The following is a 15,862-nucleotide window of genomic DNA, read 5'->3' as shown; positions in this document are numbered from 1 at the left end:
TCACTATTTTTACACAACTTGGGGACACTTTGGAGACAATTCTGGCTCATGAAGAAGCATGTCAAAAAAATAATGTAACAAATAATGAGACAAATAGATAGAGGTAAGTGCCTGAAAAAGTCTAGGCACCTACCTCTATCTGCTTAAAAATGTCTTCAATTATCTTTAAAACTTCAAACATAAATGTTTGGGCATCCTTCAATCCACAACTAAAGGTAAGAAATAATTCCCTGTCTTCATAATCCATAATTGCTACGATATTATATAAATCCCGCATAAGCGCATTGGACTTGTAGGTTAAAATTGCAGCATTATGTTTCTCTCCTTTTTTCTCTAATAATTCTCCCATAGCAAATCCAGGTGCCATGCGCGCATAACTGTTTTGATATTCTTCGATTCTTTTTCCAACCTGCTGTGCCAGTAACTTATTTTGATTTTGCACAATTCCCAAAACAGCTTTTTTCTCCTGCTGGATAAATACACTGTCAAACTTCACATTGTTATAATATAGTTTCACTTCTTCCTCTGTCATGGATTTGAATCCATCCGGTAACTTAACAGAAATATTCTCGTATGTGATCTGCTCCATTCTATTTACTTGCCTCCCAGTCCGAATTATCATATGTTAAATCAACATCACTGTCCCCTGTTTTTACTAATTTTCCTGTATCGGAATTGTAAACGTTAATTACAACTTTCCATTCATCACTGTTCACTCCTGAGAATAATTGATACGAAGCACATAGAAATTCCGCATATCTCACATAAACTATCGCCTTATCTGCCGGGAGTTCCAAGTTATAGTATGCATTTACTTCCGTAAAGGAATCATTATGTTCCAGTCGATAGTTTTGGTCATACTCCTTAAACTATTCTTGTAACTCCTCCATCATTGTTCCACGGGAATCCATCCAATACTCTTGTTGTTTTTTATTAATTTCTACTGTTACTGTTCCATCCTCATTTTCGTATATATCCAAGCAGTTTCCACCATTTTTAATTTCTTCTACTGTCTCTTCCGCAGACTTTCCCGATATGTTAAGAAATTTTTGATTGAAATCTACTTTGATAATTTCTTCCTCACTGTTCTGAATCGTTTTTTCTGTTTTTCCGTCATTATTTATATTTTCTATATTTTGTATCTGCTCCTTGCCACAACCGGCTATCATAATCACAATTGCCATTAATAAAACAATCGTTTTATTTCGATATGTTCTCCTCATTTTTTTATTTACTTGCCTCCCAGTCTGAATCTTCATACCCAAAATCTTCATCGCTGCTCCCACTTTTTACTAATTTTCCCGTGTCTGAATTATAAATATTAATAGCTACTCTCCAATCATTAGTAGCAGCACCTGAAAAAAGTTGATAGGATGCGCACAAGAATTCTGCATACATTACATATACAATTGCCTTATCTGCCGGAAGTTTCAAGTTATAGTATGCATTTACTTCTGTAAAAGAATCATTATGTTCCAGTCGATAGTTTTGTCCATACTCTTGAAGCTGTTCCTGTAACTCCTCCATCATTGTTCCACGAGAATTCATCCAATACACTTGTTGTTTTTTATTAATTTCTACTGTTACTGTTCCATCCTCATTTTCGTATATATCCAAACAGTTTCCACCATTTTTAATTTCTTCTACTGTCTCTTCCGCAGACTTTCCTGAAATATTAAGAAATTTTTGACTGAAATCTACTTTGATAATTTCTTCCTCATTGCTCTGGATCGTTTTTTCTATTTTTCTGTCATTATTTATATTATTTATATTTTCTATATTTTGTATCTGCTCCTTACCACAACCAGTCGTACTAAACACAGCTATTACTAATAAAATTGCGACTTTATTTCTATATTTTCTTTTCATTTTTTCTCCCTATAATACACACAATCCCAAAGATGCACCACCAGTGGGTATCGCAAATATGATACCTCCGATACAAATAAGCCCACCTGCTACAAATGCAACATCTTGCCAATCACCATCTATATCTGCCAGCTTCGGTAGTTCAACTATCTCGGTCTCATATTCCGGCACCGGTGTTGGTGTCCAACCATTATCTTTTACCTTTTCTATACCAATTGCCGAAGTAATAGTACCTCCTCCGATTTTTGTTGCTACTGATTCTTCAAAAACTACTTTCTCGTATGAAAATGTCGTCTTTATAGCATATGTGGTATCTCCATCTTTATATTTACTTTGCATTTCCAGATTTCCACCCGAACTAAATTTTACATTTCCATTATCCGTTTCTCCGGAAACTTCCACATCCCCGTCCAATAATCCTCCACCAATTTTTATAGCATCAGCAAGTTCTCCTGGTAGTGAAATCTGCTTCAGTTTTAATCTTTGATCACTTATTACCAAATCAATATCTATGTCCGCATTATTATCATATTTTCCTGATACGGAATAATACTCTCGCTTTATTTTGGTGGCAACTGCCTCATCGCTTTCCACATAATTTTCTCTGGTATTTTTCAAAAAAGTTATTGTACTGGAAAGTAATCCTCCCATTCTTATATGCAGTCCCACATACAATTTTGCAATTTCTTCTAACTGACTTACTGTAGCACCACCACCTACTACCTCCGGAGCATTTACCTCTTTCTCTAACCAACTTTCCTTTAATGCTTCCATTTCTGTAATGGAACTATCTAATTCATTTACATCAATATCTATTTTTCCCATAACACACCCTCCCTAAAAAAGATACTCATCTGCATCATCAATTATTAATTCATTTTCTGCCATCTCTTTCACTCCCTTATCTATACCGTATATTTCTTAACTGTTTTCTCCAGTATTCCATTCGTTGTTCTCTGCTATATATTTTTCCTGTCACATCATCTAATTGCGTATAAAGCCTGTCCTGTTCTCTTACAATTATTGCTTTCGCATCTGACAGGCTATTATATGCATTGTTAAATTCTCCGCTGTTAAGCAAATCATTCAATTCCGGAATAATAACGAGATGCAATTTTTATTTGTGACATTTTAGGCACAATACCTACCAATCCCGCTTTTCTTACATCTTGTTTTATACCAAAAGTAGTCTGCAATGTTATGAATTTATTCTTCAAACATTCCAGACTACTTATTTGTTCTTCAATCTCATTTTTCTGACGTTGATATAACTCTATCAATTCTTCATTATCGCGTATATTATTTTTTATTTCCTGTTCTGTTATTCCCATTTTTCTCTCCTCATTCATCCATAATCTTTTTACATTCTACAACTTTTTATATAAATTTCAATAAGGTAAAGAAATTTTCTTGTCATTTGGGGAATTTCATTAAATATCATTTTCGATCTTAATATAATGTGATATTATAAATTATTTATTGTATTTTCCCAATTCTCTTACCACAGGTTCTCTTAGTTCTACAGCCTGAGAATGAGAAATTATCTTTAATATATCGCATGCACCGGTAATGGTATGATCCAGATATTCCAAACTCATTCTTTTATTTTCTCCATAATCGTTATTTAAAATATCTTCTAATGTTTCAGTAATTCTTTGTCTTAGATATTCTATATCAACTTCCATATTCTTTTCTCCGTTCTGTTAATATAGTTTCATTATAAAACGAAGAAAGTTAAAAGTTTACTGGTAATATTTTCCAGTTATTGTTTTCCATAAAACACAAATTTCCTATTGCATAAAAAAATAGAACCTAGAATCTTCTAGGTTCTTGACGTAGCGGAAGAGGGATTTGAACCCCCGACACCATGGGTATGAACCATGTGCTCTCGCCAACTGAGCTATTCCGCCATATTCGATATATATGGGACCTACAGGGCTCGAACCTGTGACCCTCTGCTTGTAAGGCAGATGCTCTCCCAGCTGAGCTAAGATCCCATGTGTTTGTGTTTGTCGTTCTTGACGACTGCTTGACTATTATACAATTAAAACCACACAAAAGTCAACCCCTTTTTTCAAATTTTTTGGAATTTTTTCATTTATTCCAACAACTCTTTCATTTTTCCCGTTTTTCGTGCTATACTAGCTACTAGAAATGTACTAAATTACATGGAGGTATCTTATGGAAAAACAATTTTTACTTGTAGCTCTTGACTTAGATGGAACTCTGTTTAATTCCAAAAGCTCTATTTCTGATGAAAATAAAAAAGCAATCAAAACTGCTGCCGCTGCTGGTACAATTTTTGTTATTGCAACCGGAAGACCTTACAACGGGCTTCCCTTAGAAGCCATGAAAGAATTAGGCATTCAATATGCAATTACTACTAACGGTGCTGCTGTATATAAAGTTCCAGAACGTGAATGTCTCTTTGAATGTTGTATGCCCTGGGAAGAAGCTACTACATTAGTGGATAAGCTATTAACTCTTCCCATCCATTTAGACCTTTTTGTAAACGGATGTGCCTACACCCCTGATATATGCAAAAAAGCTATCGAGAGCATGAATCAACTTCCAAAGGAATTAAAAGAATATATTTTATCTACCAGAACTATGGTACCTAATCTTACAGATAAAATACGTCAGCAAAAACAGGATATTCAAAAAGTGACTTTGAACTTTCCTGCCGACGAAAACGGTGTTCCTCTTTACCGTAATCAGGCCATGAATATTTTAAATACTTATCCGGATGTCTATTATCTTTCTGGAGGGTATGGTAACCTTGAATTTACGAAAAAGGGAATTTCCAAAGCGAAAGGTTTATCCTTTTTGTGCAACTATCTTAACATCCCTATCGAGCAAACCATTGCCTGCGGAGATAGTGAAAATGATCTAGATATTATAAAAGCTGCCGGACTTGGCATTGCTATGTCAAATGCGCCGGAACATGTAAAAGAACAAGCAACCGATATTGCACCGTCCAATGATGACAATGGTGTGGCTGCTATCATTGAACGGTGGATTTTAACTACTTAAACAAATTTATAAACTTTTGCCAAAGTCCGGTTTCTTCCGGCTCTTCTTCTACTACATGTTCAGCCTCCTGCACCTGAATTGCCGGAGTTTTTATCACGAACAATACGGAATCTACCTTTGTATTCTTATCGGATACAAAGGATTTTACTTCCGTTCCTTCCCCTGTAAGCTCCTCTATTTTTTCGTTAATTAAGACCGATTTGAGAATCATCAAAACACATATGGCACTTTGCAGATAAATATGATTTTTTTGCTTTTGTTATAAATCAAATTCAAGATGAATTTGTAGAAAGTTGTAAACCAATCCAGAAGAAAAGCTGTTGGAACAATTTGATCTTTTGTTTCATTCTTTTCAATTATCATAGGAAAGCCATGACTTTCACGTTTCAATGTAACACAGTATTTCCTATTGCATAGAAAAAGCCCTTGCAGAAAGTTTTTCCTCTCTACAAGGGCTTTACATTTCTAGTTATTCACTTCCTACTTAAAGTAAGCAACTCCACTTTCAAATATCTTCATATCCTGCTCACCATAGATATTAACAGCTACGCTGTCTCCTCTACGTTCAGAGTGTGCCATCTTTCCAAGGATACGTCCATCCGGACTGGTGATACCTTCGATTGCCATATAAGAACCGTTTACATTCCACTCTTCGTCCATAGTAGGCTGTCCGTTCTCATTTACATACTGAGTAGCTACCTGTCCGTTAGCAAAGAGTTTATCTAACCATTCTTTTGGTGCAACAAAACGTCCTTCACCATGAGAAGCAGGATTACAGTAAGTCTTTCCTAATTCTGCCTGTGCTAACCATGGGGATTTATTTGTTACTACCTTTGTATAAACCATCTTAGAAATATGACGACCAATGGTGTTATATGTCAAAGTAGGGGAATCTGCTGTCTGCTGTCTAATCTCACCATATGGTACTAATCCTAACTTAATCAATGCCTGGAATCCATTACAAATACCTAACATCAATCCGTCACGTTCCTGTAACAGTTTATTTACTGCTTCTGTCATCTTTGCATTACGGAATGCTGTTGCAAAAAACTTCGCACTTCCTTCTGGTTCGTCTCCGGCAGAGAATCCACCTGGGAACATGATAATCTGTGACTGTTCAATCGCCTTTACAAATTCATCTACAGAATCACGAATATCTGTTGCATTCAAGTTCTTAAATACCTTTACAATTGTATCTGCTCCTGCACGCTCAAATGCCTTTGCACTATCATACTCACAGTTTGTTCCCGGGAATACAGGAATAAATACTGTAGGTTTTGCGACCTTATTCTTGCATACATAGATACTGTCTGCCTTGAATACATCTGTCTTAACTTCTTCTTTTCCTTCTACTGCAACTGTTGGGAATACTTTTTCCAAAGTGCCTGTCCATGCCTCTAATGCTTCATCCATTGTGATTTCCATATCACCATAGATAAACTTCTTCGCATCGTTTACTTCACCGATTACTTTGCTGTCTGCGATTGTCTTAAGTACCATATCCACTTTATCTGCCGGTACTTCTGCTACCAAGTTACCGAATCCAGGTGCAAACATGCAATCTTTGCATACATCTGCATCTACGGTTACACCTAATTTATTACCAAATGCCATCTTACTTAAAGCAGATGCAACACCTTTTCCATCTAATGCGTATGCAGATACAATTGCTTTCTTCTGAATCAATTCATGAATTGCATCATATAATTTCATTACCTGAGCATAATCCGGTAAATCATATGCATCCTTTGCAATCTTGAAACTCATTAACTTGTTACCGGCTTTTTTCAGCTCTGGTGTAATAATATCCTGCTCTTTTGCAATATCAACTGCAAAGGAAACCAAAGTTGGTGGTACATCAATATCGTTAAAGGTTCCGGACATGGAGTCTTTTCCACCGATAGAAGGAAGTCCAAATCCAATCTGTGCATTGTAAGCTCCTAACAATGCTGCAAATGGCTGACTCCAACGATGTGGTTCTTCGCTCATTCTGCGGAAATATTCCTGGAAAGTAAAACGAATCTTCTTATAATCACCACCTGCTGCAACGATTCTTGCTACAGACTCTAATACTGCATATACAGCTCCATGATATGGACTCCAGGAAGATAAGTATGGGTCAAATCCATAAGCCATCATTGTTACGGTATCGCATTTTCCATTCATAACCGGAAGTTTTGCAACCATACTCTGTGTCTCTGTTAACTGATAACGTCCACCATAAGGCATGAATACACTTCCTGCTCCGATAGAGCCGTCAAACATTTCTACTAAGCCCTTCTGAGAGCATCCGTTTAAGTCGGATAAAGTAGTCATCCAAGCTTTCTTTACATCTCCGGCATTTAATGCTTCTTCTACGCCTGCAATTTCTTTCTTTTCAAAGAAGTTCTCTTCTTTTGCAGGAATATCAACAGCAACAGTTGTTTCCTGATGCGCTCCGTTGGTATCTAAGAAAGCTCTGGAAATATTTACAATTTCCTTTCCTCTCCACTCTAATACCAATCTTGGCTCTTCTGTTACAACTGCAACTTCTACTGCCTCTAAGTTTTCTTCTTTTGCATAATTTAAAAACTGCTCTACATCTTCCGGTGCAATTACAACTGCCATACGCTCCTGAGATTCAGAAATTGCGATTTCTGTTCCATCCAGACCTGCGTATTTCTTAGGTACTTTATCTAACTGTACACGAAGTCCGTCTGCTAATTCACCGATTGCAACAGAAACTCCACCTGCACCAAAGTCATTACATTTCTTAATAATATGAGCCACTTCTTCTCTACGGAACAAACGCTGAATCTTACGCTCTGTAGGTGGGTTACCTTTTTGAACTTCTGCACCACAGGTATCAATAGACTGGGTGTTGTGAGCCTTAGAAGAACCGGTTGCTCCACCACAACCATCACGTCCGGTACGTCCACCTAATAAAATAATAATATCTCCGGGATCAGAAGTAAGTCTTTGTACTGCACGTCTAGGAGCAGCTCCCATAACAGCACCAATCTCCATACGTTTTGCTACATAGTCCGGATGATAGATTTCCTTCACATATCCGGTAGCAAGACCAATCTGATTTCCGTAAGAACTATAACCATGTGCAGCTCCACGAACTAACTTCTTCTGTGGTAACTTTCCTTCCATAGTATCTTTTACAGATACAGTAGGATCAGCAGCTCCGGTTACACGCATTGCCTGATATACATAAGTACGTCCTGACAATGGGTCACGAATTGCTCCACCAAGACAAGTTGCAGCTCCACCAAATGGTTCAATTTCTGTTGGATGGTTATGTGTTTCATTTTTAAAGTTTACTAACCATTCTTCTGTTTTTCCGTCTACTTCTACCGGAACAACAATAGAACATGCATTGATTTCATCAGATTCTTCCTGATCGTCTAATTTTCCTTCTTTTTTCAGACGTTTCATTGCCATCAAAGCAAGGTCCATTAAACAGATAAACTTGTCATCTCTTCCTTTATATAATTCCTTATGGGTATTTACATAATCTGCATAAGTTTCTTCCATTGGCTTCTTATAAAAGCCTTCACCGAATGCTACATCTTTTAACTCGGTAGAGAAGGTAGTATGACGGCAATGGTCTGACCAGTAGGTATCTAATACACGAATCTCTGTCATAGAAGGATTACGCTTCTCTTCGTTTTTGAAATAATTCTGAATATGTAAAAAGTCTTTAAATGTCATAGCAAGTCCCAAAGAATCATATAATTCTTTTAACTGTGCCTCTGGCATATCTTTAAATCCATCAAATATTTTTACATCTGCCGGCTCATCAAACTTCTGTACTAAAGTTTCTGGTTTTACAAGGTCTGTCTCTCTGGAGTCTACCGGATTAATACAGTGATTCTTAATCGCCTCTAACTGAGCATCTGTAACTTCACCTTCGATTACATAGGTAGTTGCAGAACGGATAATCGGTTCTTCGTTTTCATTCAATAACTTCATACACTGTTCTGCTGAATCAGCACGCTGGTCAAACTGTCCTGGTAAAAATTCTACGCTAAAAGTCTTTGCATTTCCCAGTTCAAAGTTCTCTTCATATACATCATCCACAGGTGGCTCACTAAAAACAGTCATTAATGCCTTCTTGTAAGTCTCCTCTGAAATATTTTCAATATCATAGCGAATCAATACGCGCACATTCGTTACGGTCTTAATTCCCAAATAACTCTTGATTTCAGACTGCAACTCTTTTGCCTGAATTGCAAATGCAGGTTTCTTTTCCACAAATACACGTCTTACGTTGCTCATAAATACCTCCTGAAATAATATAAAATAAAACAAATCTACTTAGCCGTACCAAAACCCAGTCCGCCACTTTTCCTACAAACATGAAAACTGACATTCTTAGATTTTTCACCGCTTATTGCTACGCTCATTATATCGTGATTTTATCACTCCATAATTTCGTCGTTCGTTGAACACACAAGCATGTTCCTCTCACTTGCATTCATTATATCATACACACATATAATTAGTATAATTAATATATTTAATTTCATTTATAAGTATTGTTTCATTTTTGCCGCATATTTATTAGCAGGAATCCTAATTGACATACTTATAATTTCCACTTATAATTATTATAGCTATATTATATAATTATTATTAAAAGATATTATTAAAAGAGGGACGTCCATGGATATTAACTACGAGTTATATAAAGTTTTTTACTATGTAGCTTCTTCCCTAAGCTTTTCTGAAGCCTCCAAGAAGCTCTTTATTTCACAATCTGCGGTAAGCCAGTCTATTAAGACTTTGGAAAAGAAGTTAGAACACCCACTATTTATCCGCAGTACCAAGAAAGTACAGTTAACCCCTGCCGGTCAGATTTTACTAAAACACATTGAACCGGCTATGAATCTGATTCAACGTGGAGAAAATCAGCTACTGGATGCCAATACCCTTGGACTTGGTCAGCTTCATATCGGTGCCAGCGACACGATCTGTCGTTATTTTCTTGTTCCTTATATCAAACAGTTTCACAAGAAGTTTCCAAACGTTCCTATTAAAGTAACAAATGCTACTTCTTTAAATTGTGTTGATTTACTGGAACAGGGTAAAGTGGATTTGATTGTAACCAATTATCCTAATTCCCATCTCAATGGTTCGTATGTACAAAAGACCGTATCCACTTTCCGAGATGTGTTTATTGCTAATCCTGCCTACTTTAACTTAAGACAACAGGAAATTCCTTTTTCCGAATTAAATCAATATCCTATTTTGATGTTGGATCGCAAAAGTACCACCAGTGAATTTCTTCACAATATTTTCCTTCAACATCAATTAGAACTGATTCCGGAAGTAGAATTAAGTAGTAATGACTTGCTTATTGACCTTGCCAAAATTGGTCTTGGAATCGCCTTTATTCCGGACTATTGTCTTTCCAGAGACACACCGGAATTATATGTACTGCAAACCAAAGAAAAACTACCGGAACGTCAACTGGTCGCTGCCATTAATCCAATTCTTCCGGTTTCTGCTTCTACCGAAGAATTTCTAAAACTTTTACCAAATGTAAATGCATAAAATTCTGGAGTAACCTATCAGTTACTCCAGAATTTTTTTACTCTTTCCTGTACATTTTCTACTGTTACTTTCTCATAATCTGCCCATTCTCTTGGAAACATGCCGAGATATTCCCGTTGTAAAAAACGCTCATCCAATAAAACAATGACTCCCTTATCCTCCACCGTTCTAATAACTCTTCCTGCTGATTGCAGTACCTTATTCATCCCCGGATACCGGAAGGCATAGTCAAATCCTTCTCCATAACGCTTATCATAATAATTTTTCAATATTTCCCGCTCATTACTGATTTGGGGTAATCCCGTTCCCACAATCACAGCTCCTATCAGTGCCTCATTTTTCAAGTCAATTCCCTCCGAAAAAATTCCACCCATAACACAAAATCCTACTAGCGTATTTTCTCTTTCCATACGGAATGCTTCCAAAAATTCTTCTCTTTCCTGTTCCCGCATACCGCTTTCCTGTACAACACAGTCCATTTCTCCCAAATTCAGAGCATAAAATTTTTCCAATACCTGCCCCATCATTTTATAAGAAGGAAAAAATGCCATATAGTTTCCTTTTCTTCCCTGGGCTGTTTCGTAAATATAACGAGCTATCTTAGTAAATTCCCGTTCATTCCTTCTGGTATATTTACTGCTTACATCTGTACCAATTACCAATAAACGCTGTTCCTTTGAAAACACCGTTTTTGCATACACTGCATAATTATCCTCTTTGGTACTCAATAGTTTCTTATAATACTGAATCGGTAATAATGTTGCCGAAAAAAAGATTGTACTTCTTCCCTTATCCAAACATTCCTGCAAATTCACCGCTGTATCCACACAGTAAAGTTTTACCTTGAATCTTCCATCGGCTTCATGTTCCGTATATACAACATAATTTTCATCCACTCGCTCATACATATTTAGGAAATGGCGCAACTCTAAGTAAAACTCCTGTACCTCTTTTTTCTCCGGAAAAGAAATATCCTTTAAGAAAAACTCTTCTAATGCTGCTCCTAATTGCATCAGTAAAAAAACGAATGCCCCCAGATTGTCCAATATCTCATAATTGTCGCACTGTCGTTTCAATTCCAGCAAATGACTATTGCACTTTTCCAATGCTTTTACGCATTTTCTACTATGCTCCTTCATAATCTTCTTTACTTTTAGAAAGTCTTCCTTATAAAGAACTGCACTATACATTTCCCTGCCACGTTCTACCAGATTATGTGCCTCATCAATTAAAAATAAATATTCCCCCTTTACTCCCTCTGCAAAAAATCGTTTCAAATACACATTCGGGTCAAACACATAGTTATAATCACAAATAATATCATCCACCCATAAAGTAGTATCTAGACATAATTCAAACGGACACACCCGAAACTTTTCCGCCTGTTGAATCAAAACTTCTCTGGTAATATCACGTTCTGTTTGAATCAAATCAAATACTGCATCATTTACACGATCATAATGTCCTTCTGCGTAAGGACAGTGCACCGGATTACAATCCATTTCTTCACACATACATAACTTTTCTTTTGCAGTAATGGTAATAACTCGTCCCAGATATCCCTGTTTTCGAAGTAAATCAAAGGTTTCTTTTGCAACTGTTCTGGTAATGGTTTTCGCTGTCAAATAAAATATTTTATCTGCCAACTCTTCCCCTACTGCCTTTACTGCCGGAAAAACTGTAGTAATGGTCTTTCCTGTTCCTGTTGGTGCCTGAATAAAAAGATTTTTCTCCCGATTGATGGTACGATATACTCCAGCTGCAAGTTCTTTTTGTCCTTCTCGATACGGATAGGGAAACTCCAGTTTTTCAATGGATGTATTTCGCTCTATTCTTGCTTCATACTGAAAATTTGCCCATTTTTCATATAAGCCTACCACCATTTCAAACCATTCTCTGATTTCTTCAAAAGAATAACTCTGTTGAAATCTGCGAATTTCTTCTGTATCCAGGTTGCAATATGTCATCTGTACACGAATTTCCTCTAATTCCTGTTGCTTTGCAAAAATGTAAGCATAACACTTTGCCTGCGCCAAATGTACTTCTATTGGTGCCTCAAGTGCCTGTACATCCATATAAACACCCTTTATTTCGTCAATGGTGACTCCTGTTTCTTCTATTATAATACCGTCTGCTCTTCCTTCGATTAGTAGCTGATATTTTTCCTTCTGCAATTCTATCTTTAAAGGAACTTCCGGTTGATAAGAAGCCCCCATTCTTCGTTGAATTTTGCGGTGAATCCTGCTACCTTCCTGCATCGCTTCTTTCTGACCGCTTTTTCCTCTACGATTATCAATATCACCTGACCGCAGGACAAATTCCACCAGATTCCTTACCGAAATCTTGATTTGTTCCATTCCTTATCCTCGTACTTCTCTTTTTTATTTCTATGCACTAACTATAATACAAAAAAGATGCATAATAATATATTATGCATCTTTTCTTCTCTTTTGTCTATCTTTACATGTCCTAATTTAAGCTACACTGTACTTACTCAATACGTTTTCAAACTCCAAATCTTCTCCGCCATATTTTACGGTTAATTCCTTAGACATTCCAAGTCCCATAACTCCTAAAATTGACTTTGCATCAATTACAATACGCTGATAGGATATGTCAATGTCGAAGTCACAGTTCCCAGCTGCACGCACAAAATCTTGCACTTCTTCTGCATCTGTCAGTTTAATGATTCTTTCATTCATTTTCTTCAATCCTTTCTACATGCCCCCATCAAACTAAACAATAGGGATTATAGCATCTTTTTTCATTTTGTCAACTTTTCTGCGGTAAATTTTACCATGGTAACGTGCTAATTTTTACTGTTTTTTAAGTAAATACTATACACTTTTTGTCATATAAACATTTCACTTTTCACACCTTATTGAGAAATATTCCTATTTTTATTGTCAAAATGATTTGTTTTTTTTTTATTTTTGCCATGTTTTTATTCATTTATACAATTTTGTATTTTTTATAATTTTCCATTTCTTGACTATTTTATAATAAGAATCTATAATATTTCTTATCATAAAATACTATATGCTGTTAAAATATAAGTGGCTCAAATAGAAAGGAATTTTATTATGAACTTAGAAACTTTTTTTAATGAACATCCTTCCGTAGCCATTGCATTTTCTGGTGGTTGTGATTCCTCTTACTTACTTTATCAAGCCTCCCAGTATGCAACAGATGTTCATGCTTATTATATGAATACTGCTTTTCAACCCGCTTTTGAATTGGAAGATGCACAAAGATTTTGTGCGCAGTATCACATTCCGCTCACCGTTTTGTCATTAAATGTCTGTCAAAATCCAGACGTTGTTAGAAATGATTCTCTTCGTTGCTATTATTGTAAACAAGAGATTTTTTCCAATATTTTAGCAGCAGCTCAAAAAGATGGATATACTACATTATTAGATGGAACAAATGCCTCTGATAATGCAACTGACCGACCCGGCATGCGTGCTCTTGCAGAATTACAGGTGTATTCTCCTTTAAGACTCTGTAATCTTACTAAAACCCAGATTCGCCAACATTCAAAAGAACTTGGGCTCTTTACCCATGACAAGCCTGCTTATGCATGTCTTGCCACAAGAATCCCTGTAAATACTCCAATTGAACAGGCTGACTTAGAGCGGGTAGAAGAATGTGAAAAAATACTATTTTCCCTTAATTTTACAGATTTTCGTGTCCGTATCTTTCACAATGCAGCACGAATACAGTTACCTAGTAAACAGTTTTCTCAGGCAATTGAACAGTACCAAACTATCACTTCCTTATTTCGGCCTTATTTTGACACTGTTCTATTGGATTTAGTACCGAGAGACAACTAATTAAAACATATAATTTATTATCATAGAGGAGGTATGTAAAATGAAAACACTTTTTATTGATTGCAGTATGGGAGCTGCCGGGGATATGCTTATGGGGGCGCTTTATGAACTTTTAACACCTCCACAACAAGAAGATTTTTTAGAAACTATGAATCACCTGCTTTCCAAAAATATTTCTGTTACTGCCACTCCATGCGAAAAATGCGGCATTTACGGAACTAAGATGAATGTTTCCATCTACGGAAAAACAGAAGAAACTTCGCTTTCTGAAACTTCTTCCCATACTTTCCACGATGCTCATACAAGCTATTCTGATATTCTGGCACAAATTGACTCTCTTGCAGTTTCTTCTTGGGTAAAACAACACGCAAAAGAAGTCTATACTTTAATCGGAAATGCAGAAAGTTATGTCCATCACACTGATATTACACAAATTCACTTCCATGAAGTTGGCACATTAGACGCTGTCATGGATGTAGTAGGATGCTGTATTTTACTAGAACGCCTTGCACCAGAACAAATTTTAGCCTCTCCTGTTCATGTAGGAAGTGGTACTGTTTCTTGCGCACATGGTGTTCTCCCAGTTCCTGCTCCTGCCACCGCTGAAATTTTGCAGGGAATTCCTATTTATAGCGGTACCATTACAGGAGAATTATGCACCCCTACCGGTGCAGCTCTTTTAAAACACTTTGTTAGACAATTTCTTCCTATGCCACCAATGACTGTACAAAAAACCGGTTACGGCATGGGAACAAAAGACTTTACTACTGCTAATTGTTTAAGAATCTTTTTTGGTGATATGGACATCCTTCCGGTTCCTTCGAAACGTCAGTTGCCTCATATATCACCTTCTAGTGCAATAAAGGCACCTACTGATTCAGAAAATCATCCGGATTTCTATACAGAAGGTTTTCACAACTTGGACCAGATTTTGGAATTATCCTGCAATTTAGATGATATGACTCCTGAGGCAATCTCCTATACTATGGATGTGTTGCTAGAAGCTGGGGCATTGGATGTCTTTACTACTCCGGTTCATATGAAAAAGAATCGTTCCGGACTTCTTTTGACCTGTCTTTGCAATATGGAACAGGAAAGCATTTTCAGCCGTTTGATTTTAGAACACACTACTACTCGTGGCATTCGAATTCATCCTTGTTACCGCCGTATTTTAGATGCTTCCTTTGAAAAGGTTTCTACACCATATGGAACTATCACTATCAAAGTCAGCACCGGATATGGTATACACAAGTTCAAACCTGAATACGATGACGTTGCCAAAGCTGCTCGCGAACACAATACCACTTTCCAAGAAGTATGGAACGCAGCTAAAGATACTTACTTAAAATAATGTAACACGAAACATTTTTATGCACTAGGACGCAATTTCCTATTGCACAAAAAAGACAGACATCACAGGATAATATCACTTTTTATCCTATGACGTCTGTCTCTTTTTCTTTTTAAGTTAGCAACCACCAGTTCAACTGGTGGTTTAATATTAGCCCTAAAAAGGGCTGATTGCATACACGCCTGAAAGGCGGGTATCACAAGCTTTGTTACTGGTCCTCTATAAAGAGGTA

17 protein-coding genes and 2 tRNA genes are annotated in these 15,862 nt (G+C 36.7%); 5 read left to right on the top strand and 14 right to left on the bottom strand.

Features of this window, described 5'->3' with window-relative positions:
• The first annotated feature begins 5 nt into the window (after nt 1-5).
• Nucleotides 6-101, top strand: a complete 96-nt coding sequence (locus tag KQI83_RS17280; protein ID WP_442969778.1) for a DUF6774 domain-containing protein — start codon at nt 6-8, stop codon at nt 99-101.
• Nucleotides 102-121: 20 nt separating this feature from the next.
• Here KQI83_RS17280 and KQI83_RS02505 read toward each other — a convergent pair whose 3' ends face one another.
• The 10 genes from KQI83_RS02505 to KQI83_RS02460 all read right to left on the bottom strand — a co-directional run bounded on the left by KQI83_RS02505 (nt 122) and on the right by KQI83_RS02460 (nt 3,866).
• Nucleotides 122-589 carry a hypothetical protein gene (locus KQI83_RS02505; protein WP_216554516.1) on the bottom strand — a complete coding sequence of 156 codons (468 nt, stop codon included), beginning with the start codon at nt 587-589 and terminating at the stop codon, nt 122-124.
• Nucleotide 590: 1 nt separating this feature from the next.
• Complete coding sequence (locus tag KQI83_RS02500; RefSeq protein ID WP_216554514.1) at nt 591-764, bottom strand: hypothetical protein; 174 nt, start codon at nt 762-764, stop codon at nt 591-593.
• 105 nt (nt 765-869) lie between these two features.
• On the bottom strand, nt 870-1,223 hold the full coding sequence (locus KQI83_RS02495; RefSeq protein WP_216554512.1) for a hypothetical protein: 354 nt from the start codon (nt 1,221-1,223) through the stop codon (nt 870-872).
• A 4-nt stretch (nt 1,224-1,227) separates the two neighbouring features.
• On the bottom strand, nt 1,228-1,869 hold the full coding sequence (locus KQI83_RS02490) for a hypothetical protein (RefSeq protein WP_216554510.1): 642 nt from the start codon (nt 1,867-1,869) through the stop codon (nt 1,228-1,230).
• A 9-nt stretch (nt 1,870-1,878) separates the two neighbouring features.
• The gene (locus KQI83_RS02485) at nt 1,879-2,694 is read right to left on the bottom strand and encodes a hypothetical protein (protein ID WP_216554508.1); all 816 of its coding nucleotides are present in this window, start codon (nt 2,692-2,694) and stop codon (nt 1,879-1,881) included.
• Between the two features lie 76 nt (nt 2,695-2,770).
• Nucleotides 2,771-2,950: a hypothetical protein gene (locus KQI83_RS02480; protein WP_216554506.1), complete on the bottom strand. Its 180-nt coding sequence runs from the start codon at nt 2,948-2,950 to the stop codon at nt 2,771-2,773.
• Nucleotide 2,951: 1 nt separating this feature from the next.
• Nucleotides 2,952-3,200: a hypothetical protein gene (locus KQI83_RS02475; protein WP_216554504.1), complete on the bottom strand. Its 249-nt coding sequence runs from the start codon at nt 3,198-3,200 to the stop codon at nt 2,952-2,954.
• Between the two features lie 141 nt (nt 3,201-3,341).
• Nucleotides 3,342-3,554 (bottom strand): hypothetical protein, encoded by a 213-nt coding sequence (locus tag KQI83_RS02470; RefSeq protein ID WP_216554502.1) that lies wholly within the window; start codon nt 3,552-3,554, stop codon nt 3,342-3,344.
• Between the two features lie 151 nt (nt 3,555-3,705).
• Nucleotides 3,706-3,779: transfer RNA gene (locus KQI83_RS02465), tRNA-Met, on the bottom strand.
• A 14-nt stretch (nt 3,780-3,793) separates the two neighbouring features.
• Nucleotides 3,794-3,866, bottom strand: a tRNA-Val gene (locus tag KQI83_RS02460).
• A 184-nt stretch (nt 3,867-4,050) separates the two neighbouring features.
• Between KQI83_RS02460 and KQI83_RS02455 the strand changes: the two genes are divergently transcribed.
• Nucleotides 4,051-4,902 carry a Cof-type HAD-IIB family hydrolase gene (locus KQI83_RS02455; RefSeq protein ID WP_216554500.1) on the top strand — a complete coding sequence of 284 codons (852 nt, stop codon included), beginning with the start codon at nt 4,051-4,053 and terminating at the stop codon, nt 4,900-4,902.
• Here the strand turns inward: KQI83_RS02455 and KQI83_RS02450 are convergent.
• Complete coding sequence (locus KQI83_RS02450) at nt 4,895-5,116, bottom strand: hypothetical protein (RefSeq protein ID WP_216554498.1); 222 nt, start codon at nt 5,114-5,116, stop codon at nt 4,895-4,897. The two genes, KQI83_RS02455 and KQI83_RS02450, sit on opposite strands and share 8 nt — an antisense overlap.
• A gap of 266 nt (nt 5,117-5,382) precedes the next feature.
• Entirely contained in the window at nt 5,383-9,168 is a 3,786-nt protein-coding gene (locus KQI83_RS02445; protein ID WP_216554496.1) for a phosphoribosylformylglycinamidine synthase, read from the bottom strand.
• Between the two features lie 387 nt (nt 9,169-9,555).
• Here KQI83_RS02445 and KQI83_RS02440 point away from each other — a divergent pair, with 387 nt between their 5' ends.
• Nucleotides 9,556-10,446: a LysR family transcriptional regulator gene (locus tag KQI83_RS02440; protein WP_216554494.1), complete on the top strand. Its 891-nt coding sequence runs from the start codon at nt 9,556-9,558 to the stop codon at nt 10,444-10,446.
• 17 nt (nt 10,447-10,463) lie between these two features.
• On the opposite strand, the gene KQI83_RS02435 is transcribed toward KQI83_RS02440, so the two are convergent.
• Together KQI83_RS02435 and KQI83_RS02430 are read right to left on the bottom strand one after the other, a co-directional pair.
• Nucleotides 10,464-12,803 carry an ATP-dependent DNA helicase gene (locus KQI83_RS02435; RefSeq protein ID WP_216554492.1) on the bottom strand — a complete coding sequence of 780 codons (2,340 nt, stop codon included), beginning with the start codon at nt 12,801-12,803 and terminating at the stop codon, nt 10,464-10,466.
• A gap of 117 nt (nt 12,804-12,920) precedes the next feature.
• A complete protein-coding gene (locus tag KQI83_RS02430; protein WP_216554490.1) occupies nt 12,921-13,148 on the bottom strand; it encodes an HPr family phosphocarrier protein in 228 nt (75 codons plus the stop codon).
• A gap of 381 nt (nt 13,149-13,529) precedes the next feature.
• Here KQI83_RS02430 and larE point away from each other — a divergent pair, with 381 nt between their 5' ends.
• Nucleotides 13,530-14,279, top strand: coding sequence for an ATP-dependent sacrificial sulfur transferase LarE (gene larE / locus KQI83_RS02425; RefSeq protein WP_216554488.1), 750 nt, complete (start codon nt 13,530-13,532; stop codon nt 14,277-14,279).
• Between the two features lie 40 nt (nt 14,280-14,319).
• Nucleotides 14,320-15,630, top strand: a complete 1,311-nt coding sequence (gene larC, locus KQI83_RS02420; RefSeq protein ID WP_216554486.1) for a nickel pincer cofactor biosynthesis protein LarC — start codon at nt 14,320-14,322, stop codon at nt 15,628-15,630.
• Nucleotides 15,631-15,862 lie beyond the last annotated feature (232 nt).

It is taken from the genome of Roseburia sp. MSJ-14, from assembly GCF_018918225.1.
Classification (GTDB): domain Bacteria; phylum Bacillota; class Clostridia; order Lachnospirales; family Lachnospiraceae; genus Petralouisia.
This window is presented reverse-complemented; position numbering and strand designations above follow the sequence as displayed.